The organism is Myceligenerans halotolerans (genome assembly GCF_054782975.1).
Genome location: NZ_BAAGRL010000018.1, coordinates 40,806 through 64,254, shown reverse-complemented (window position 1 = coordinate 64,254; position 23,449 = coordinate 40,806). Strand labels below are relative to the sequence as shown.

Annotated in this window: 7 protein-coding genes; all 7 read right to left on the bottom strand. The window is 72.7% G+C overall.

From position 1 onward, the window contains the following. Positions 1–37: 37 nt before the first annotated feature. The 7 genes from ACYVK5_RS12905 to ACYVK5_RS12875 are packed head-to-tail and all read right to left on the bottom strand — an operon-like array spanning position 38 to position 23,440. Positions 38–1,450 (bottom strand): MFS transporter, encoded by a 1,413-nt coding sequence (locus tag ACYVK5_RS12905; protein WP_460705527.1) that lies wholly within the window; start codon positions 1,448–1,450, stop codon positions 38–40. Further along, positions 1,447–2,202 (bottom strand): thioesterase II family protein, encoded by a 756-nt coding sequence (locus ACYVK5_RS12900; protein ID WP_460705525.1) that lies wholly within the window; start codon positions 2,200–2,202, stop codon positions 1,447–1,449. Before ACYVK5_RS12900 ends, ACYVK5_RS12905 begins: the two co-directional genes overlap by 4 nt. Then, complete coding sequence (locus ACYVK5_RS12895) at positions 2,199–3,227, bottom strand: hypothetical protein (RefSeq protein ID WP_460705523.1); 1,029 nt, start codon at positions 3,225–3,227, stop codon at positions 2,199–2,201. The genes ACYVK5_RS12900 and ACYVK5_RS12895 overlap by 4 nt, the downstream gene beginning before the upstream one ends. A gap of 17 nt (positions 3,228–3,244) precedes the next feature. Next, positions 3,245–4,648, bottom strand: coding sequence for an aspartate aminotransferase family protein (locus ACYVK5_RS12890; protein ID WP_460705521.1), 1,404 nt, complete (start codon positions 4,646–4,648; stop codon positions 3,245–3,247). Beyond that, positions 4,645–4,896: an acyl carrier protein gene (locus ACYVK5_RS12885; RefSeq protein WP_460705519.1), complete on the bottom strand. Its 252-nt coding sequence runs from the start codon at positions 4,894–4,896 to the stop codon at positions 4,645–4,647. The genes ACYVK5_RS12890 and ACYVK5_RS12885 overlap by 4 nt, the downstream gene beginning before the upstream one ends. 20 nt (positions 4,897–4,916) lie before the next feature. Then, positions 4,917–6,635 carry a polyketide synthase gene (locus ACYVK5_RS12880; RefSeq protein ID WP_460705517.1) on the bottom strand — a complete coding sequence of 573 codons (1,719 nt, stop codon included), beginning with the start codon at positions 6,633–6,635 and terminating at the stop codon, positions 4,917–4,919. Then, positions 6,632–23,440, bottom strand: a complete 16,809-nt coding sequence (locus ACYVK5_RS12875) for an amino acid adenylation domain-containing protein (RefSeq protein WP_460705515.1) — start codon at positions 23,438–23,440, stop codon at positions 6,632–6,634. Before ACYVK5_RS12875 ends, ACYVK5_RS12880 begins: the two co-directional genes overlap by 4 nt. Positions 23,441–23,449: the final 9 nt, after the last annotated feature.

The window sequence follows — 23,449 nt, the reverse complement described above, 5'->3', positions numbered from 1 at the left end:
TGCCTTTCTTTCTGCCGCTGCCGCGGCATCCGAAGTCCTAGGTCGTGCTTTCCTTGGCCGATTCCGCCACCTGGAGGGCGTATCCCTGCTCGATCGTCCTGATGCTCCTCACCCGGTAGATCACCACGGCCATGACGACGAGCAGCAGCCCGACGACGATGAACATCAGCCCGATCCCGCGCGACTCGCCGACGCCGATCACCCGCCCGGCGCTGGACGCCAGCGGTCCATCGGGAGAGAGCAGCGGGTTGAACGCGAAGTCGGCCAGGAGTCCGGAGATCCCGTAGGCGGCGATGTATCCCACCTGGGAGAGGAGGCCCATCAGTCCCCACACCCGCCCTTGCGTCTCGTTCGGGATGGCCGACCTGGCCAGCACCTCGACGCTCGTGTTGAGCACGGGCAGGGTCGTGAAGAAGACGAACCCCAGCGCGCCGATCAGCAGCACGTTCGTCGTCGCACCCATTCCCGCGACGACGATGCCGCCGACCGCGAGCGCGATCCCCATGTAGGCGCGGTGACGCGTCCCCAGGCTGAAGACGCTGATGACGACGCTCGCGACGATCATGCCGACGGCGGCGACGGAGCGGACGACGCCGAGCGCCTCCTCGTCGCCGAGGTCGAGCACCATCGGCGTGAGCAGCGTCTGGAGGAAGCCCATGCAGAACGTCACGAGCGTGACGAGCAGCATCATCGCGGTGATGCCCTGGTTCCGGCCGAGGAACGCCACGCCGAAGCGGAACTCCTCCCAGAAGCCTGGCCGGATCTCCTTCGCGACCGGCTCCCCGCGTCCGCGCACCGTCCGCCACACGAGCAGCATGGCGCCGATCGTGACGACCATCGTGGCGAGGTCGATCATGATGACGGTCTGGATGTCCGTCGTCACCAGGATGAAGCCGGCGATCGCGGGCGACAGCAGGTACTGCGACGCCCCCGCCAGCTGCACCATCCCGCCGGCCCGGGCGTACTGCTCGGGCGTGAGGAGGTCGCTGACCGTCGCGCGGTACGCGGGATCCATGACCGAGGTGAAGACGGAGCTCAGCGCCACGCACCCGCAGATCACCGGAACGGAACCGAATCCGGTGGACATCGCGATCAGCAGCAGGACGAGTCCGACCGCCGACAGCGTGTCGCTGAGGATCATCAGCAGCCGCCGGTCGAACCGGTCCGCGAGCACGCCGGCGAACGGGGTGAGGAGCACGCCCGGCAGGAACGCCGCGAGCGTGACGGCCGCGACCGAGGTGCTCGTCCCCGTGTCCTGGTAGACGTACACGCCGAGCCCGAACGCCGTCAGCCCGTTGCCGATCCGGGCGACCAGCTGCGCCACCCAGATCAGCAGGAACGCACGGAAGTTGCGCTTGATCTCCGCCGCCGACGGCGCCTCGCCACGCGGGGCATCCTCCAGGCGGTCGTCGGCGACGGCGTCGGGCACCGTGTCCTCGGTCGTACTCACCGCACCCCCACCGCGACGCGGCTCAGGTCGTCGAGGATCCGGCCCACCTGCGCGGGAGCGTCGACCACGTACATGTGCTCCTGCCCCGCGAGCAGGTGGTGCCGGATCGGCGTGGCCAGGTAGTCCTGCCACGCCTCCGCGGAACCCGCCGGCGTCTGGGAGTCCAGGCCGCCGAGGATCAGCCGCGTCCGGATGTGCAGCGGCGTGGCCGGACGGCGTCGTACCTCCTCGAGGACGTGGTAGTCCGCGCGGAAGGCGGGGACGAACATCGCCATGAGGCCCTTGTCCCGCGCCACCGCCTCGGGGAACGTCCCGAACGACCGCAGGTGGCGGATCAGGTCCTCCTCCGGCAGCGCGCCGTATCCCTGCACCGGGAGGTGCCGGGGCGCGGCCGACGCCGACAGCACCAGGTCGCTCGGACGCCGCCCGTCGAACCCGGCGTCGGCCGCCATCGCGAGCAGCACGTGGTACGCCACGACACTGCCCATGCTGTGCCCGAAGAACACCGCCCCCGGCTTCAGGACGTCGCGCAGGTTCCCGAGGTAGAGGTCGACGAGGTCGTCGAGCCGGTGCACCGGGGGGAGCGCGCTGGAGCCGTGCCCCGGAGGGTTCACGGTCCAGACGTCCCAGTCCTCCTCGAGGGTCGCGATCAGCGCATTGAAGGACGCGCCGAACCCGCCGAGGAACGGGAACATGACGATCTGCCGCCCGGTCTCCGAGGCCCGGAGGTTCCACAGCACGGAAGAACTCATGCCGACTCGACCTTCTCCCTCGCGGCGGCGAGCTCCTTGCTGCGGTCGCCCTTGCCGGGGAACGGCGCGCCGACGCGGGTCGTGTACTCGTTCTCCAGGTACTCCGGGAAGGTGTGGATCGGCTCGAGCCTGCCGCCGCCCTGCGCCCTCAGCACGAAGTACAGGACGAAGACCAGGAGGGTGAACAGCGCGATCTGCACGTACTGCGTGTCCACCATGAAGATGTACAGCCCGAAGTGGCTGCCCGACGCCGACACCCAGAACGGCAGCAGGAAGAAGAGCGTGTTGCCCTTCATCCTGCTCAGCAGCAGGGCCATCCCGATGCCCAGCACGCACAGCTGCGCGGTGTACACCGTCCACGCGGTGGCCTGCTCGAACGACTCGAGCAGGTAGCCCGGCGCGATGAAGATGCCGATGCCGAGGCCCGTCAGGGCGCCGGCCCCGATGCGGCTGCCCGTGGCGCGGTGCATGAGCGGCAGGAAGAAGCCGAACCAGCCGATCGCGATGGCGACCATGCCGATCTCCATGTAGAACAGCTCGAGGAACCGCACCAGGCCGTCGACGAAGGTCATCGGCTCGGCCGGCACCTCGATGCCGAACAGCTGGCACACCCACCGGACCACGAAGATGTACAGCAGCATGAGGCCCATGAGGACGGGGATCCAGGGGAGGTCCTTCTTCCGTGGCACCCACGTGCGGAGGTAGTTGGCCACGCCGCGCCAGCCGTCGTACCAGAGCAGCACGGCGAGCGCGGCGATCGCCGGGGTGTGCAGCACGATGATCACGACGGGGCTGGTGGTCGCCTCCAGCGAACCCAGGATCGACGCCATGAGCTCGTAGTCGATGATGTAGAGCGTCACGACGCCCCACAGCGAACCGACGGTCAGGACGATGAAGAGCCAGAGGTACTTGCGGTACCCCTTCAGGCCGAGCCGCTTCGGGGCGGGCGACGTGGTCGCGGGCTCGGTGGCCTCGGACCGGGTCTCCCCCGGCTCCGCCGCCTCGGACACAGTGGTCTCTGACACGATCTTTCCTTCCGTGCTCACGAGTAGATTTCGCGGATCTGCTGCCCGGCCTCGTCGAGGGCCTTCGGCGCGCGCTCGGCGAAGAACTCGACGTCGGCGTCCGACAGCTGGGCGTTGGTGTAGATGCGCGACATGGTGGACACGAGGACGCCGTGCCGCTGGAGCGCGGTGGTGACGATGATGTCCTTGCCCATCAGGTCGAAGTCGTACTGGGCGGGCGCCTCCAGCGGCTTCTCGCAGCAGTGGAACGAGGCCAGGCCCGGCGGGCCCTGCACGATCAGCGGCAGGTCCACCCGCTCCGCCTCGGCGCGGAGGATCTCGTGGATGGCCTCGGCGCGGCGACGCATGCCGGTCAGGGCCGCCTCGTCGTCGCGGCCGAGGATCTCGAACGTCGCCCGCACGCCGGCCGTGCCCAGCGAGTACCCGTTGAACGTGCCCGCGTGGACGACCCTCTTGCTCTCCAGCAGCTGCATGATCGAGCGCTTGCCGGCCAGCGCGGCGATCGGGACGCCGCCGCCGGCGACCGCCTTGCCGAAGGTGGCCAGGTCCGGCGTCACGCCGAACGCCTTCTGGGCGCCGCCGAGCCCCATCCGCATGCCGGTGATCATCTCGTCGAAGATGAGGACGACGCCGTACCGCGTGCACAGCTCGCGCACCCGCTCCAGGTATCCCGGGGCGGGCTCGACGGATCCTCCGTTGACGCACACCGGCTCGGTGAGCACGCAGGCGATCTCCTCGCCGCGTTCGGCGAGGAACGCCTCGAGCGCCTCGGCGTCGTTCCACGGCAGCATGTACGACTGGTCGGCCATGATGTCGGTGGCCCGTCCCGCGGTCCCCTTGAAGTCGCCGCGGAAGTCCACGGGGACGGGGTTGTCGCGGTCGGGCACGCGGCCGCCCATGATGTTGTCGTAGCTGCCGTGGAAGTGGTTCTCGAACCGCACGAACCGGTTGCGCCCCGTGTACGCGCGGGCCAGGCGGAGCGCCGCCTGCAGGATCTCCGAGCCGGACACGCCGAACCGGATCATCTCCGCGCAGGGGATGTGCTGGTTCATGAGCTCGAGCGCGTCGGCGTCGAAGTCCGTGTGGCTGGCGCACAGCACGTCCCGCATCGCGGTTCCGAGCGCCTCGAGATATTCCTCGTTGGAATGCCCGAGGATCATCGCGCCGAACCGCGCGTACAGGTCGAGGTACTCGTTGCCGTCCATGTCGAACAGACGGCTGCCCCGGCCGCCGGTGAAGTGGATCGGCACCTCTTCCCAGGGCATGTTGAAGTTGTAGTGCACACCGCCCGGCAGGATCTTCTTGACCCGGTCGTGGTAGGCACGGTTCGCAGAGCTTCCCGCGGTCGCCGGGCTCAGCCGCTCCTTCGTCGCGTCCTCGCTGCCGCTTCCGGCGACGCTCGTTCCCAGGGTCGCCGTCATGAGGCGTGTTCCTCCGCTTCCTCCGCGAGGTAGGCGCTGATGTCGTCGACCGTCTTGAACTCGAAGAGCGCGACCGGGTTGATGTCCATGCCGAGTTCCTTGCGCAGGCGGTTCACGATCTTCAGCGCCTGCACGGAGGACACACCGAGCTGCATGAAGCCCTCGTCGTCCTCGACGTCGGCGGGAGCGATGGACAACTCGGCGGCGATCTCCTTGATGAGAACGGCCTTGATCTCGTCCTTCGTCATGTCTGTTTCCTTTCGGTGGGTCAGAATTCCAGCCAGTACGGCGTACGGGAGAAGGGGTACGGGTCGAGACGGAGAATCGTCCCGGTCCCGTCGGGAAAGAACTGCGTCCAGTCGACGGCGCCGCCGTCCAGGAAGCGCTCCGCGGCGGCCCCGAGCGTCGTAGGCGGTTCGCCCTTGGGCCGGCGGTCGGGCCTGGCGACATGGTTCACGCGGACGTCGGTCATCGCGCCGGTCGCCGGGTCGAGGACGGCGGTCGCCCGCCAGTCGTATGCCGGGCGGAAGCGGGCGAGCGTCATCGCGAGGTCGTACGGGTCGGCGCCGTCGGCGCCGTGCCGCTCGGCCTCCTTGATCATCTGCCGCAGCGCGTCCTCGGACGTCGCAGAGAGACAGACCACCGGCTCCGGCAGCACACCGCGCGGGCGCCCGCCGTCGCCGGCCTCCTGGATCACGACGTGCACGTTCGTCCCGCCGAGACCGAGCGAGGTGATCGCGCCCGCTCGCGGCCGTCCGTCCGTCCGCGGCCACGACCTGGCCGAGGTCACCACGTCGAAGGGGGTCTTCTCCAGCCGGAGCAGCGGGTTCGTCGTCGTGAGGTGCACGTTCGGCGCCAGCTGCCCGCGCTCCAGGCTGAGCAGGAGCTTCGCGAGGCCGGCGCCGCCGGCGGCGCTCAGCAGGTGCCCGATGTTGGACTTGACGGAGCCGAGGCCGATCGTCGCGTCGCCGAGGTCTTCCTTCCGGTAGATCTTCGACAGCGCGTTCACCTCGATCGGGTCGCCCACCCGCGTGCCGGCGCCGTGCGTCTCGATGTAGCCGATCGCGGTGGGGTCGACGGCGCCGTCCGCGTACGCGTCGCGGATCACGTCGCCCTGGCCGCGCGGGTTGGGCGCCATGATGCTCAGCGCCGAGCCGTCGTTGTTGATGGCGTGCGCGGCGATCCGCCCGTAGATCCGGCGGTTCCCCGCCCGCGCGACGTCCTCCCGTTCGAGGACGACCACGACCGCGCCCTCGCCGATCAGCGTGCCGTCCGCCGCCTCGTCGAACACGCGGGTGTGCGGGTGGGAGGTCGTGATGCCGCCGGCGTTGCACAGCATCGTCGTGTACGCGGCGCTGAGCAGGTTGACCCCGCCGACGACGGCGCCGTCGCAGCCCCCGTTCCGGATGGAGTCGATGCCCTGCACCAGTGCCGAGAGGAACGACGAGCAGGCCGTGTCCACGGCCATGACCGGACCGGTGAGGTCGAACTGGTGGGAGATCCGCGCGGCCAGCGCACCGTGGTAGGTGTTCATGATGGTGCGCGGGGGCAGGCCGGCCGGGCCGTGCTCGTCGAGGTAGCGGCAGACGAGGCCGTAGTAGGGGTTGCCGGTCATCGCCATGTGCACGGAGTAGCGCCGGGCCGTGCGCTCGCCCGACTCGGCGAGGCCGGCGTCGCACAGGGCGTCGTACGCGACCTCCATGCCGACCCGGTGCTGCGGGTCCATGAACCGCGCCTCGTCCTCGTCGACGCCGAAGAATCCGGCGTCGAACAGCTCGATGCCCTCGACCTCGCCGATGATGTCGTCCCACCACGGCGCGCGCGCGAGGGCGCGGCGGCGGTCGCTGACGGGGGCGGTGCGGTCGACGCCGTCGATCAGGAGCTGCCAGAAGTCGTCCTGGTTCGCGGCGCCGGGCAGGCGCAGCGCCAGGCCGGTGATCACGACCGGTGCGGTGGACGGGGAGGTGGTGGAGGTGACGGCGGTCATCGCGGCTCTCCCGCTTCCTGCGGCACCCGGACGGCGCTGATCCACTCGAGGTGGAGGGCGTCGTCGTCGTGCCAGACGTTGATGTGGGTGCGCGCCAGGGTGGGTGCCCCGCCCGGCGCGTCCTCGGGGATCTCGTGCGGGGGGATGTGGCCCTGGAAGTTGACGAGGGTCAGGTCGAGCCTCCCCGGGTCGTTGCGGTAGGCGGCGCGGAGGGCGTGGGCGTCCTCGGCTCCGAGGGGTCCGGCCCCGCCGGGGTCCTCGGGCCCGCCGGCCAGGGCGTGGACGAAGTGCAGGCCCGCCCGCTGCGCCCGCGCCAGGCGGTCCGCCACCGCGGCCTGGTCGCCGTCGCCGGTCAGCAGCACGGGGACGACGTCGAGGAACTCGCCCACGCAGTCGGACCAGTCCTCGCCCGCCCATCGCCGCGAGCTGTTCACGAAGCCGACGGCGACCTGCTCTGCGCCGCTCAGCCGGGCGAGCTGCGCGTGGACGAGGGTGAGGGCCGCGTCCAGCGGGTTCTCGCCGTCGACCAGCGGAGCGCTGTACCGCCGGGGCGGTTCCCCGGACGCCGCGGCGTCCTCGGCCTCGGCGTGTCCCAGCGCCCGGTTCGCCGCGAGCCAGGCGGCGTGGTCGAAGTCCTCGAGGCCGGCCTGCCAGTCCGGGTCCTGTCCGAGGGCCGCGAGGTACGCGCCGAACTGCCGCGGCGCGGGGAGCTCGGCGCCCCGGGCGGCACGCACCGTCTCGTCCCGCAGGATCCCGGCGCTGAACCCGTCGAAGACGCCGTGGTGGAAGGCCCAGACCAGCCGCAGCTCGTCGTCGGAGACCCGGACCGCCACGCACCGCCACAGCAGGCCGTCGGTGAAGGGCTGTTCCTGCAGGGCATGCGCCAGGTCGCCGACGACGGCGGCGGCCTGGTCCCGGTCGATCCGGCGGGCGTCCTGGACCGCGATCAGGCCGGACAGGTCGCCGAACGCGCCGGGGCCGACGATCTCGAAGCTGTCCCCGGCGAGGCGGGCGCGGAGGGCCTCGTGGCGGATCGCCGTCGCCGCGATGCCGTCCCGCAGGTCCTCGACGCCGACGCCGGTGACGGTCTGGATGAAGCCGCCGGTCTCGCTGCCGCTCGCGCGGTGCAGCCGGGCCAGGGCACCGATGTCGAAGCCGTGCGCGGCGGGCTCGCCGGCGTAGGACTCCGCGACGCGGCGGGCGTCGTCGGCGGCCCAGGACACGATCTTGCGGAGCTGTTCCGCCGGGACCACGCGCCGCGGCTTCTCGGGGATCCTCGCGGGCTCCGGCGCCGCGCCGGCCGGGGGCGCGGGCTGCCGGAGCGCGCGGAGACCGTCCGCCGTCGGGTTCCGGTACAGGTCGCTCACCTGCAGTTCCACGCCGGATTCGCGGAGCTTCCGCACCACGGCGATCGCCTGGAGCGACTGCCCGCCGGCGGCGAAGAAGTCGTCGGCCCCGGTGAGCCCCGGCGCCGCGAGGACCTCCCGGAACACGGTCAGCACGTCGGCCTCCGGCTCGGCCGGGGCCGGCGCGACCGGAGCGGCGCCCGCCGGGGTGTCGATCAGGGTGGCCAGCTGCTTGCGGTCGACCTTGCCGTGCGCGGTCAGCGGGAACTCCGGCAGGACGATCACGCGCTGCGGGATCATGTAGCGCGGCAGCTTCGTGGCGAGCCGTTCGCGCAGCCCGGCCTCGGTCGGTGCGCCGTCCGTCGCCGGCTCCGCCTTGCAGAACCCGGTCAGCCGGCTGTCGTTGCCGTCCTTGGTGTGGAGGACGACGGCGTCGGACACCCCGGGGCAGCCCTGGAGCGCCAGCTCGATCTCGGAGAGCTCGATCCGGTACCCGGCGTGCTTGATCTGCCGGTCGATGCGGTCGAGGTAGACGATGCGTCCGGCCTCGTCCAGCACCACGCGGTCGCCCGTGCGGTAGACGCGACCGGCGTCCCCGGCCAGGCCGTCGACGAACTTCTCGGCCGTCAGCTCGGGCCGCCGGTGGTAGCCGAGCGCTACGCTCGGGCCGCCCACGCAGAGCTCGCCGGGCACCCCGCGCGGCACGTCGGAGCCGTCCGGGTGCACGATGTAGAGGTCACGGTTCCGGGCGGGGACACCGATCGGCATCCGCGCGAAGTCCGGGTACTCGTCGACGCGGAAGTACGTCGTGCAGACCGACGCCTCCGTGGGCCCGTAGAGGTTGTAGAGCTTTCCGGCCCCCAGCTGGTCGAAGGCGCGCTGCGCCGCCCACGGCTGCATCGCCTCGCCGCCGACGTACAGCGCGGACATCCCCGCGACGGCCTCGGGGCGCTCGGCCATCAGCAGGTGGAACACCGCGGTGATGAGGATGCCCGCGTCGGCCCGCTCCTCGCGGAGGAATTCCGCCAGGAGGTTCATGTCCATGTTGTGCTCGTGGCCGCCCATGACCAGGGTCGCGCCGGCGAGGAACGCGCTGTGGACGTCGAGCAGCGACGGGTCGAACGTGTATCCCGTCAGGTGCAGGACCCGCATCCCGGGGGCGTAGTCCATGTAGCCGTTGTCCGCGCAGGTGCTGAGCACACCGCCGTGGGTGACGAGGGTGCCCTTGGGCGTGCCCGTCGTGCCCGACGTGTAGATCATGACCAGCGGGCTGTCGGCCGTGACGTCCGACGGCGGCGCGTACGTCCCCGTCAGGTCCTCGGGCCGGTGGGCGACGACGGCGCCGGGCCAGTCCCGCGCCTCCGGCGTCGTGGCCAGGACGACGGCGGCGCCGCTGTCGGCCAGGATCCCGGCGACCCGTTCGTCCGGCAGGCCCGCGTCGAGCGGGACCTCGATCGCGCCGCACTTCATGAGCGCGACGCGGGTGAACACCTGCCACGGCCCGCGCTCCAGGAGGCAGAGCACGAAGTCACCGGCGCGGACCCCCGCGTCCTGCAGCCCTCCGGCCAGGTCGTCGGTGAGGCGGCCGAGCTCCGCGTAGCTCCACTCCTGCCCCTTCCAGCGCAGCGCGGGCAGGTCCGCGTGCTCGGCGAACGAGCCCTGGATCCGGGCGAGCAGCGACCCGGTGATCGCGGGCCCCGCGGCGGTCAGTTCCGCCCGCCGCAGCTCCCGCTCGGCGGGTGTCTCCAGCGGCAGTTCCGCGACGCTGCGCCCGGCGTCCTGCGTCATGGCGAGCAGCAGCTGGTCCAGCTGGGTGCCGAGGCGCGCGATCGTGGCGTCGTCGAACATCTCCGTGCGGTACTCGATGTCGACGGTGAAGTCGTCCGCACGCTCCGCGACGCTGACGGAGAGCGCGTAGCGGCTCTTGATCCGGCCGTGCGGCAGCGGATCGATCCGGACGCCGTCGAGCTCGAGCTCCTCGGTGCCGGTGCTGACGTAGTTGAACAGGACGTCGAACAGCGGGTTCGCGTCACCCCCGGGCTGGATGCCGAGCCGGGCCAGCACCGCCTCGAACGGCGCGTTCGAGTGCCCGAGCACGGCCGCCGCGCTGTCCTTCGCCGCCGCGACCGCGTCGCGCACCGCGCGCTCCGACTGGTCGGCGACCCGCAGCGGCAGGGTGTTCACGAACATCCCCACGGTGTGCTCGCTCCCGGGGACGGTGCGCCCGGAGACGGCCGTGCCCAGCAGGAACTCCCGCTGGCCGCTGTACAGGCCCAGCACCCGGGTGAGCGCGGCGAGGAACACCATGTACGGCGTCGCGCCGCACTCCCGGGCCAGGTCGGTCACGGCCCGGCGGCTCGCCGTGCAGGTGAGACCGAGCCGGTCGCCGTCGAGGGTGGCGAGCTCCGGCGGGGTGCGGTCCGCCGGGAGCTCGAGCCGCGGCACGTCGCCGCGCAGCCGGGTGGCGAAGTACTCGACGTCCGCGTCGAGCCGGCCGGTCTCCTCGAGCCGGGCCTGCGCGGCGACGTGGTCGGCGTACGGCAGGGGCGCGGCGCCCAGGGAACGGCCGCGCATCGCGCGGGCGAGGTCGTCGGCGATGATCCCCAGGGACGCCTGGTCCCCGACGATGTGGTGCATGTCGAGGAGCAGGTAGTGCAGGTCGTCGTCGACGCTCAGGATCTCGGCCCGCAGCAGCGGGGCGGTCGCGAGGTCGAACGGCCGCGGTCCGGCCGCGAGGCGGGCCTCGACGTCGGCGGCGGTCACGGCGGTGACACGGACGACGTCGGGCACCTCGGTGTGCACGCGCTGCACCAGCGTGCCCTCGGCGGCCAGGTGGAACGACGTGCGCAGCTGCTCGTGCCGCCCGACGACCTGCCGGAACGCGTCCCGCAGCCGGTCGACGTAGAGCCGGCCGGTCACCCGGTACGCGAGGGCGAGGTTGTAGGCCGTGTCGTCGTCGCGCAGCGCGCAGACCGCGTACATCCGGCGCTGCGCGGGCGACGCCGGGGTCTCGACGATCTCGGCGGGCGGCGGGGGCGCGGACTCGGCGGGGGGCTCGGCGGAGGACTCGGCCGGCCGCTCGACGGTGCGCTCGGTGGCGGGCGCTGCCTGCGCCCTGGCGGCCAGGATGTCGCGGATCGCGGCGTAGCTCGCGTCGGCGAACATCTCGCCGACCGTGATCGCGATGCCGGTGCGCTTCTCGACGAGGGCGGTGAACCGCACCGCGGTCAGGGAGTCGCCGCCCGTGCGGAGGAAGTCCGCGTCGTCGGTGGGCTCTGAGCCGAGCACCTCGACCCAGGCCTCGCGCACGGCGTCGAGGTCGAGTCCGGCCGCGGCCGCCGCGGGCCCGGCCGCGACGGCGGGCTCGGTCGCAGGGGCCGGCACGGTCGCGGGGGCGGAGGCCTGCCGGTCCGGCGCCGTGGGGACGCCGCCGATCTCGTCCCAGCGGACGTCGGATGGGAAGGGGCGCGGCTCGAACGCGTAGCCCGGGGCGGGGACACGCCGGCCGTCCGCGCAGAACAGCGTCCGGTCGACGTCGCCGCCGCGCACCCAGCGGGAGGCGAGCACGCGCCGCAGCACGTCCGGGGTGACCACGCCACCGGCCCCGACGGGGGTGACCGCCGTCGGCACCGCCTGCCGCGCCCGGTCCGGAGCCGTCCCGGCCCGCAGGTGCTGCATCGCGTCACCGGAGCTGATCTCGGCGCTCGCCACGCCGAGGGCGATGCGCAGCAGCCGGTCGTCCCCGCCGCGCGCCCGCAGGCCGTCGTACCCGGCGAAGCGGGCGATCGCCACCCGGACCACGAACTGGGAGATGCGGTCGACCGGGAGGTCCTCCGGCGTGACGGCCTCGGACAACGCCGCGCGCACCCGCGCCCGCAGGCCGTCCTCGAAGACGCGCAGCACGCGGTCCAGGGCCCGGACGAACGCCTGCCCGGCCGGGGAGGTGTCGTCCGGCAGGTCGGCCGGGACCGTCAGCCGCACCCCGTCGGACGCGTCGATGGCGAGGGCGTGCGCGCCCGGCTCGATCCACTCGAGGGCCCCGCCGGGCACGCGGATCGCGGCGGCGCGGTGCTCGAACTCCGCGCGGCCCCGGGCCAGGGTGGCCGAGATGTCGCGCACCGGGCCGCCCTCGCCGACGAAGTCCGCCAGCGTGTCCCGCATCCGGCGCAGGGAGTTCCCGGTGCGCGCGGAGACCGGGAGGATCCGCTCGCCGTCGTCGTCCGTGTCCGACGACGCCGGACGCGCCGGCGCGGGCTCCAGGATGACGTGCGCGTTGGTGCCGCCGATCCCGAAGGAGCTCACGGCTGCGAGCGCCACGCCTCCCACGGGGGCCGTCGCGCGGGTCGGCACGTAGATCGAGCCGTCCCCGTCGATGCTCGGGTTCATGGCCGTGAAGTTGGCCATGGGCGGGACCATGCCGCGGTTGACGACGCCGACCGCGCCGAAGAATCCGGCGACGCCCGCGGCCGCGTCGAGGTGACCGACGTTGGCCTTGGCCGCGCCCAGTGCGACCGGGCGGTTCTTGCCGTAGACCTTGGAGAGCGACTGGAACTCGATCGGGTCGCCGTGCAGGGTGCCCGTGCCGTGGGTCTCGACGTAGGCGACGTCGTCGGGGTTCACGCCGGCGTCGGAGAGTGCGGTGCGGATCACCTGTTCCTGGCCGCGCACGCTCGGAGCGGTGTAGCCGACCTTGGCGCGGCCGTCGTTGTTCGTCGCGCTGCCGGCGATGACGGCGTAGACGTGGTCGCCGTCGGCCAGTGCCGCGTCGAGCGGCTTGAGGAGGACGACGCCGGCGCCCTGGCCGCCCACCGTGCCGTTGGCATCCTGCGAGAAGGGGCGGCACACGCCGTCGGCCGAGAAGATCATCCCCTCGTGCCAGGTGTAGCCCTCCTTGCGCGGGAAGTTGAGGGCGACGCCGCCCGCGAGCGCCATGTCGGCCGCGCCCTGGCGCAGGCAGCTGACGGCCTCGTGGATCGCGACGAGCGACGTCGAGCATGCCGTCTGCACGTTCACGGCGGGGCCGGTGAGGCCGAGTTTGTAGGCGACCTTCGTGGTGAGGAAGTCCTTCTCGTTCATCGTCATCGCCTCGAACGCCCCGATCGGGTCGTCCTTGCGCCGGAGGAATCCGGCCATCCAGGGGAAGTTCGTGCCGCTGCCGGCGAAGAGCGCGATGTCGCCGGGGAACTCGCCGGGCACGTAGCCGGCGTCCTCCAGGGCGTGCCAGGCGGTCTGGTGCAGGAGCCGCATCTGCGGGTCCATGGTCTCGGCCTCGCGGGCGGAGTACTCGAAGAAGTCCGCGTCGAAGGTGTCGGCGGCGACGTACCCGCGGGCGCTGACGTAGCGCGGGTCGTCGACGGTGGCCTCGTCGAACCCGGAGGCGAGCAGCTCGTCGCGGGTGAAGAGGGAGATGCTGTCGCGGCCGGCGAAGCGGTTGTCCCAGTACTCGGCGACGGTGGCGGCGCCGGGCAGGACGCCGGCCATGCCGATCACCGCGATCTTGCGGTTCGGGTCCCGCGCCTCGGCGTCGTCCCGCCGGTCGGCCCACGCGGTGATCCCCGCGATGTCGACGGCGGCGATGGTGCCGGTCTCGCCGGCCAGCTCGGCGCCGAGACTCTCGAAGTACGACGAGTCGGGGGCGGCGTCGCGTCCCTCGACCACGCGCGCGGCGGCTGCGGCGCGTCCCGCGGCTGCCCCGCGGGCTCCGGCGGCTGCGGGCACGGCGTCGACGGAGATCCCGGTGGCGGTCGAGGCGGTCGAGGCGGAATCCGCCGGGGTGGCTTCCGCGGACTCCCTGCCGCGGACGGCCGGGGGCGTGTCGCCCAGCGCCTCGGCCAGGGCCTGCGGCGTCGGGTTCTCGAAGAGGCGGACGAGCGGGATGTCCTGCTGGAGCTCCTCGCCGAGGCGGTTGTTGACCAGCATGAGCTTGTAGGAGTTCCCGCCGGCGTCGAAGAAGTTGTCGCCGGCCGAGACGGTCCGCCCGAGTACCTCCGCCCACACCCCGAGGATCACGCGGAGCACGTCGCCGCCGGTCCTGGCGTGGTCGGCGGCCGGCTCGCCGCCGCTCGCCGCAGCCGCCTCCAGCGCCTTGCGGTCGACCTTCTTGTTGGGGAGCGTCGGCATCTCCGCGAGCCGGCGGAGACGGGTGGGGCGCATGTAGGCAGGGAGGGCCGCGTCGATCTCGGCGAGGATCGCCGTCGACCGGTCGGAGGCACCCCCGGCCGGGGTGTCCGGCGCGGCGCCGTTCGACGTCGCGCCCTCTGTCGTCGTGCCCTCCGTCGTGTAGTGCAGCACCAGGTCGCCGTCGGACACGGTGACGACGGCGTACTCCACCCCGTCGGCGCGCATCGCGGTCTTCTCGATCTCGCCGAGCTCGATGCGGTTGCCGTTGACCTTGACCTGGTGGTCGAGGCGGCCGGACAGCACGATCTCGCCGTCCGGCCGCCGGTATCCGGCGTCGCCGGTCCGGTAGACGCGCACGCCGGGCAGCTCGCGCAGGGCGGTGAACGCCGCGGCGGTCTTCTCCGGGTCGTCGATGTAGCCGGCGGCGAGCCCTTCGCCCGCGATGCACAGCTCGCCGGTCTCGCCGTCGGGCAGGATCGTCCCGTCGTCGCCGACGACGATCACGGCGGCTCCGGACACGGCGCTGCCGATCGTCACGTCGTCGCCGGGCGCGAACTCCTTGACGGTCGCGGTCACGGTGGTCTCGGTGGGCCCGTACATGTTGAAGATCCGCGCGCCGCTCTCCTGGAGCAGCAGCGTCAGCAGGTTCTCGGAGAAGTGCTCGCCCCCGCAGACCACCACGCGCAGCGCGGGCAGCTGGGCGCGGAACCACCGGTTGCCGCAGAGCGCCGCCATCTTCGACACCGGCACCTGGAGGTGCGTCACCCCGTACGCCTCGACGCGTCCGGCGATCGCGGCGGCGTCCTTCTGGTCGCTGACCGGGCACATGTGCACGGCCGCGCCCGAGGCCAGCGGCAGCAGGCTCTCGAAGGTGAAGATGTCGAACGTCGGGTCGGCCAGGCTGATGATCACGTCGCCCGGCGCGAAGATCCCGCGCCCGGCGTGGTCGTGCCACAGGTTGGTCACGCCGCGGTGCTTCACGGAGATGCCCTTGGGCCGGCCCGTGGAGCCCGACGTGTACACGGCGTAGACGGGGACGTCCGGCCCGACGACGCGCCCGGTCGGAGCGGGTGCGATCAGCTCGGTGCACCGCGAGAGGTCGAACACGGCCGGCGACGCGGCCGGCCCGTTCCCGAGAGCACGGGCAGAACCGGCGATCTCTCCGTCGACCACCGACCAGCCGCGCGCCGCCGCGAGGCCCGGCTCCGCGAAGGCGAACCGTGGCGCGGCGTCGGCGAGGATCCGCTCCTGCCGCGCGACGGGCTGCTGCGGGTCGATCGGCAGGTAGGCGCCGCCGGCCTTGAGGATGGCGAGCTGCGCGACCAGCAGGTTCACGTCCCGCCGCGTGAACAGGGCGACGTGCTCGCCGAGCTGCAGCCCGGCGTCGATCAGCCGCGCGGCCTGCGCGTTCGCCATGCCGTCGAGCTGCGCGAGCGTGTAGCGGTCCCCGTTGCCGTCGATGACGGCGGTCGCGTCCGGGGACTCGGACGCCCGCCGCGCGATCATGTCGTGGACCGGGGTGAACGGCGCGGCGATCAGACGGCCGAGGACCGTCTCCGCCGCGTCCCCGGCGTCGGTCCCGGTCGAGGCGCCGGCTCCCGTACCGGCGCCGAGCGGGATCCGGCCGACCGGGAGGCTCTCGTCCTGGCACACGGCCGCCAGGAGCGCCTCGAAGCGCGCGGCCAGCCGCTCGATCGTGTCCCGGTCGAACAGCCCGGCCGCATAGTCGAGCTCGACGGCGAGACCGTCGGCGGCCTCCGTGCACGTGATGACGAGGTCCATGCCGACGCCCGCCGGCATCACCTCGAGCTCGCGGGCCGCGATCCCGTCGATCGCGACGTCGTGCCGCTCGATGTTGTGGTAGTCGAACGACACGTCGCACAGCGGGTGCCGGCCGGGGATCCGCTCCAGGCCGAGCCCGTCGACGAGCCGGTCGAAGGGCACGTCCTGGTGCTTCAGGGCGTCGAGCACCGCGCCGCGGCTCGCGTCGAGGTAGTCGCCGAACGACGCGACCGGCTCCGGGCGGAGCCGGATCGGCATCATGTTCACGAACATGCCGACCATCTCCTGCGTCTCCGCGAGGGTCCGGCCGGTCACGGGCGCGCCGATCACGAGGTCGTCGCGGCCGGCCGTGCGGGCGAGCGTCGCGCCCCAGGCGGACAGCAGCACCATGAACGACGTCGCGGCGTGCTCCTCCGCGAGGGTTCGCACGCTCCGCATGCGGGCCGGGTCCAGGTGCAGTTTCACGCGTCCGGCGGCCCCGTCCTGCGCGGCGCCCCGCGGCCGGTCCGTGGCGAGCAGCTCCGCCGACGGCGCGTCCCGCAGCGTGTCGAGGAGGTGCGCCTCGGCATCGGCGAGTGCGCGGGCCCGCGTGTCGTCGTCGTGCATGACGACGTCCTTGTAGTGCACGGCGAGCGGCGGGAGCTCCCCCGCGTAGAGGTCCCCGAGGTCGCGGGCGATGATCTCGGCGGAGACCGCGTCGCCGACGATGTGGTGGATGTCGAAGAGCAGCAGGCTGCCGCTGCCGCCGCCAGCTTCGTGACGTAGCGTTTCCGGACCTTCGGAGGGGGGCGTCCGCCCCAGGTCGACCAACTCCATGCGGAACAACGGGCCCGCCGCCAGGTCGAAGGGCCGCACGAAGCGGTCCATGAGCCCGTCGACGGCGTCCTGGCCGACATGGGCCGCGGTGGAGAAGGCGAGCGGCAGCGGCCCGGTCGTGCCGGGAGCCGCGATCCGCTGGCGGATCTCGCCGTCGCGCAGCGCGAACGTGGTGCGCAGCGGCTCGTGCCGCGCGACCAGCCGTTCCACCGCCGTGCGCAGCTTGGCCGGGTCGAGCGTGCCGTCGAGCCAGGTGGCGGACGCCATGTTGTAGACGAGCGTGGCGGGGTCGAGCTGCGCCGCAACGTACATGCGCGTCTGGGCGGCGCTGATCGGGTAGTCGTCCTGCTCGGGCGCGGCCGTGAGGCGGTGCCCGTCCGACGTCGGCACGCCGTCCGCCCCGGCTCCCACCGCCGGGCCGAACCGTTCCGCGAGCGCCGCGGGCGTGGGCGCCGCGAAGACGTCCGCGACGGTGACGCCCACCCGGAGCCGCGACCCGAGTTGCGCCGCGAGTCCCGTCGCCTTGAGCGAGTCCCCGCCGAGCGCGAAGAAGTCGGCCTCGGCGTCGATCTCCGCGTACCCGAGCACGGCGACGAACGCCTCTTGCACCGCTCCGAGCACATCCCCGGCCCCCGCGTCACGCGGTGACGGACCCGAGGCGGACGCTCCACCCGCGGAGCCGGAAGGAGCCGCGTGCCGGGACGGCGTGCCGTCGCCCGCGGGGGGTGCGGCCTCACGGGCGGTGACGCCGTCCCGTACCGATGCGGGCGACTGCGGCCGGCCGGCCGCCGCGGCGCCGCCCGAGGCCACCTGGGTCGACGTGGTGACGGGGTGGGGGTGGCGCTCGAAGGAGTAGGTCGGCAGCGAGATGCGCCGGCCCGTGGTGTGGTGGCTCCAGTCCACGGCCAGGCCGGCGCTCCACAAGGTGCCGAGGGCGTTCAGCAGCCATGCCTCGTCCGGGTCCTGCTCCGCGGCGTGCTTCAGCACGTTGACGAACACGTGGTCGGGTCGCTTGCCCGGGGCGTGCGCCGCGAAGGTCGAGAGGCTCGGGCCCGGCCCGAGCTCGATGCCGCACAGTGGCCCGTCCGCCAGCAGCGTCGCGAGGCTCTCCGCGAACCGGACCTCGCCGGTGATGTGGTCGCCCCAGTACGCCGGGTCGGTCATCTCGCCCGGCCCGGCGACCCGGCCCGTACGGTTCGAGATGATCGGCACCGCCGGGTCGCGCGTCTCGACGCCGGCGACCGCGGCCTCGAACGCCTTCGCGGCGTCGCTCATCATCGGCGTGTGGAAGGCGTGCGACGTCTGCAGCGGGATACCCGCCAGGCCGGCGTCGTCGAGGTGCCGCACGACGTCGTCGAACACCTCGCTCCGCATCCCGGCCACGGACCGCTCGGCGGAGTTGTCCAGCGACAGCCAGACGCCGTCCATGCCCTCGATCACGCCCCGGACCTGTGCCGCGGGCGCGAGCACCGCGATCATCACGCCCGGATCCTGGGCCTGCATGAGCCGGCCTCGCTCGCGGACCAGCCGCACCGCGTCGCCGAGTTCCCACACGCCCGCGAGCGCCGCGGCGGTCAGTTCGCCGATGCTGTGTCCCACCATCACGTCGGGGACGACGCCGAACGACTCCAGCACCTTCGTGGCGGCGAACTGGGAGGCGAACAGCGCGAGCTGCGACCATTCGGTGCGGTTGATCCGCCCGTCGGCCTCGGCGCCGTACAGCACGTCGCGGAACTCGGCGGCCTCGTCGTCGGCGAGGTGGCCGATGATCTCGTCCATCCACCGGCGGAAGACCGCGCCCGACGGGCTGTCGCTCCCGTACAGGTCGCGCCCCATCGCGTGGTACTGGTTCCCCTGCCCGGAGAACAGCAGCGCCGTGCGCGCGCCGGTCCCGGCCCGCACGGTCCGGGCGGCGCCGATCCGTTCGGCCCACCGCTCCGGGTCGCGGGGCTCGGCCGCCGACACCACCATCGTCTTGCGGTAGGCCAGCTCGGCGCGCCCCTGGCGCAGTGTCCGGGCGGCGTCGCTCACCGAGATGCCCTCGTTGCCCGCGACGTGCCGGACGACGGCGTCCGCCGTCCGGTCCAGCGCCTCGGGGCCGGCCGCCGAGAACTGCAGCACCTCGTACGCGTTGTCCTGGGTCGGCCCGGGCTGTGTCGTCCCCTCCTGGGGGGCCTCTTCGACGATCATGTGCACGTTGGTCCCTCCGACACCGAAGGAGTTGATCCCCGCGCGCCGTTCGCGCCCGCGCCAGGGCTCGCCTTCGCTCGTGACCCGGAACGGGGTGGTCCGGAAGTCGATGTTGGGGTTGGGGTTCGCGTAGTTGCGCGTTCCCGGCACGTACCGGTGCCGGAGGCTGAGCGCGACCTTGCTCAGCCCCACCGATCCGGCGGCGGAGTCCGTGTGGCCCACGTTCCCCTTCACCGAGCCGAGCAGGACCTCGCCCGCGGGGACGCCGTCGAAGGCCCGGGTCAGCGACGCGACCTCGATGGGGTCGCCGAGCAGGGTGCCGGTGCCGTGCGCCTCGACGTAGGTGACGGTCGCCGGGTCGATCCCGGAGGACTCGTAGGCGGCGCGGATCGTCTCGTACTGGCCGTCCTCGCTGGGGGCCGTGTACGAGAGCTTCCGCCGCCCGTCGTTCCCCACGGCCGAGCCCTTGATGACGCCGTAGACCTGGTCGCCGTCCCGCACCGCCGCGTCCACCGGCTTGAGCAGCAGCAACGCCGCCCCGTTGGAGAACATGGTGCCCGCCGCGCCCGCGTCGAACGGGCGGCAGTGGCCGTCCGGGGAGAACATCATGCCGTCGGCGTAGTGGTAGCCGGCGTCGTTGGGCAGCTCGATGGTGACGCCGCCCGCCACGGCCAGGTCGCACTCCCCGAGGCGGAGCGACTGCACGGCCAGGTGCACCGTCAGCAGCGACGTCGAGCAGCCGGTCAGGGCGGACAGGGACGGTCCCGTCAGGTCGAACTGGTACGACAGCCGCGTGCTGAGGAAGTGGTTCGTGGCCAGGGTGAAGTTCTGGTAGGCGTCGCCGTACCGCTCGGCGCCGATGACCTTGTCCTGGTACCAGGCGAAGTCGTCGTTGCCGCCCGCGAACACCCCGACCCGGCCGGGCAGCGCGGTCGGGTCGTAGCCCGCGTCCTCGCAGGCCTGCCAGAAGGTCTCGTAGAGCAGGCGCAGCTGTGGCGAGGTGTCGCCGGCCTCGGCGGGCGGGATACCGAACAGGGTGTGGTCGAACGTGCCGACGCCGTCGAGGCGGCCGGCGGCCTTGACGTATCCCGGGGCGGCGATGTCGCTCTCCGGGATGCCGAGCGCGCGCAGCTCGTCGTCGTCGTAGAACGTGATGCCCTCGGCGCCGCGGCGCAGGTTCGACCAGAACTCGTGCACGTCGCTCGCGCCCGGGACCTGGATGCCGATGCCGATGATGGCGATGTCGCGGGTTGCGGCGGCCGGGGCAGCGGGAGACTCGGCGGACTCGGTCGGCTCCTGGTGCGCGGGCTCCTCGAGATCAGCGAACAGCCCCGCCTGTGCCTCGATGGTGGTGTGCTTGAGGAGGTCCGTGATCCGGAGCTCGCGGCCGAACTCTTCCTTCAGTTCCAGTTGCAGGGTCATCAGGCTCAGCGAGTTGCCGCCCTGTTCGAAGAAGGTGGCGCGCGGGTCGAGAGTGGTCGTGGCGAGCACGGTCCGCCAGAGGGCCGCGATCCGCTCGGTGACGGAAGGGCCACCGGGTGCGGCGGCGTTTCCGTCCGCCGCTGAGCCGCGGGGGGCCCGCGCGTCGGCGGATGTCGCCGCCTGGTTTCCCGGTGCCGACTGGTCCGGAGCGCCGCCCGCGCCCAGCTCCTGGCGCAGCTCTGCGAGTTGCTCCTTGAGCGCCCTGCGGTTCAGCTTGCCGGCCGTCGACGTGGGGAGCGCCTCCAGCGCGACCAGCACCGGCGGAATCATCTGCGGTTCGAGGCGGCGGGCCAGCGCGGCCCGCACGCCGGCCGCGGTGAGTGGGGTGGCCGTGCCCGTCGCGGCCCGTGTCGTGTAGAAGCCCGCCAGGCGGGGCGGGACGACGTCGTCGTCGATCACGACCGCCGCCTCGGCGACGCCCTCGGTGCGCAGCAGCGCGTGCTCGATCTCGCCGAGCTCCATCCGCACGCCGCCGACCTTGACCTGGCGGTCGATGCGCCGGACGAACGCGAACCGGCCGTCCTCGCGCAAGTGGCCGAGGTCGCCGGTGCGGTACATGCGGCGCATGTGCTCGGGGTCGGAGGCGTCGTCGAAGAACGGGTTCTCGACGAACTGCGTCGCGTTGAGCTCGTCCCGGTTCAGGTAGCCGACGGCGACGCCCGCGCCCGCGATGCACACCTCGCCCGGGAGGTCGACGCCGCACAGCGCGCCGGAGCCCGCCACGACGTAGACGCGGTAGTCGTTCAGGGGCGTGCCGATCGGGGCGATGCGCGTGGTGCCCGCGGAGGTGATGGTGCTGTGGGTGGCCCACATCGTGGCCTCGGTCGGGCCGTAGACGTTCTCCAGGGAGCAGGTCAGCGGCAGGGCGCAGAACCGTTCGACGATGTCCGCGGTCAGCGCCTCGCCCCCACTGAACAGGAACTTCAGTGACGCGAGGGCGTCCGCGCGGTCGTCCGACTCGGCGGCGCCGAGCAGGAGGCGCAGCATGGTGGGCGTGAAGTTCACGTGCGTCACGCCGGCGGTACGGATCGCGTCGATCACCGCGAGGACGTCGCCCTCGTGGCCGGGCGGCAGGATGTGCAGGCGGCCGGCGCCGGCCAGCCAGCCGTAGACCTCCGTGCCGAAGATGTCGAACGTGAAGGCCGTCTTCAGCAGGTAGACGTCCTGCGCCTCCAGCGGGAAGCGGCGCTCCAGGTCGAGGGCCGTGTTCTGGATGTTGGCGTGGGTGATGACGACGCCCTTGGGGACACCCGTGGATCCCGAGGTGTACTCGATGTAGAGGACGTCGTCCGGGGAGACGTCGACGTCGGCGGGCCGCACGCCGGTCTCGGTCCGCTCGTCGTCGCGCAGGGCGGCGAGCTCGTCGATCGTGTCGACGTCGAGGCGCGTGACGCCGTCGGGGAACGCGGCGTCGGCGTCGGACGTGGTCAGGACGACCGCGATGTCCGCGTCGGCGAAGATCTGCGCGAGCCGCTCGGCGGGCGTGCCCGCGGACAGCGGCACGTAGGCGCAGCCGGCGAGTGCCGTGCCGAAGACGCCGGCGAGCAGTTCCGCACCGCGCGTGAGCAGGACGGCGACGCGCTTCTTCTCGCCGCCCGTGACGTCGAGCAGGCGGCGCTGCACGACGGCGGCCGCGTCGTGGGCCCAGGCGTTCGAGTACTCGCGGGACGCGTCGGACCAGGCGATCCCGGCGGGGTCCGCGGTCGTCCTGGCGAGGAACAGGTCGCCGAGGTGGGTCGGGGTCCAGTCGGCGAAGTGGGTTCGCGAGAGGTCCGCCAGCAGCGCGGCGTCGTGGGCGGGCGACGACTCGCGCAGCGACGCCGCGGGCTCGTCCAGCGCGGTGGGGAGCTGTTCGAGGAGGGTCACGTAGCGGTCGGCGAACCGGCGGATCTTCTGCTCGGTGAGGACCGGCTCCTTGTACTGGAGGACCAGCTCGGTGCCGCCGTCGACCTGCTCCACGATGACGGTGAACGTGCCGGGGAAGGGAACCGGGTCCTGCCGCACGGCGCCGCGCACGCCGTCGGGGTAGGCGAAGCTGTCGTGGATGAAGGTCACGTCGAACGCGCGGGCCAGGGCGGGGTAGTCGCCCAGCAGGCTCGTCACCGGATGGTCGACGTGCTTCCAGGTGCCCAGCACCTCCTGGCTGAGCCGGCCGAACAGTTCCCGGAGGGTCGCCGTCGGCGCGGCGTCGACGTGGACGGGCAGCGTCCGGATGAAGCAGCCGATGCTGTGCTCCATCTCGAGGGCCGGCCGGTCGGTGAACGGCATCGACACGGCGACGGCGTCGGCGTGCGCGTACCGCGCGAGCAGCAGGCCGAACACGCCGAGATAGACGGTGTACTCGGAGACCCCGGCGTCCCGGGCGCAGGACCGCAGCGCGGCGGCCAGCTCGGCGTCCAGCGGCACGCGGAGCTCCCGTCCGACGACGTCGCCCGTGGCGGGCTCGAGCCAGTGCGACAGGTCCGGGACCTCCTGGCGGGCCAGCGTGCCCGCCCAGAACTCCTGGTCGCGGGCGGCCTTGCGCTCGCCGGGCTGCCTGGCCTGCTTCTCCTGGTAGACGGCGAACCCGGCGTCCTCCTCGGCGTCCCCGGCGGGTTCGTCGTCGCCGAGCGCGAGATCCATGACCTGCTCGACCAGGTAGCTGACCGACAGTCCGTCCGCGACGAGGTGGTGGCAGACGAAGAGGGCCTGGTCCTCGCCGTCGAACCGGGCGTGGACGACGCGGAACAGCGGCGCGGCCTCCAGGGCGAAGGGAGCTGCCGTCGCCTCGGCCGCGATCGCGTCGAAGGCCGCCGGGGCGTCCTCGCGCCCACGCAGGTCGTGGGAGGTGAACGGCGTCTCGACGTCGCCGGCCGGCACGACGGCGTACGAGACGCCGCCACGGACGTTCCGCACGCCGCTGCGCAGCGCGGGCTGTGCGGCCATCACGCGCCGGACCGCGTCGCCGAACCGCTCGGGCGCGACCTGCTCGATCCGCAGGCGCAGCGCGACGTGGTAGTCGGACGCGTCCCGGAGCTGGGCGTCGAAGTACATTCCTCGCTGCGACGATGACATCGGGACGACATTCATGCCTGCGTG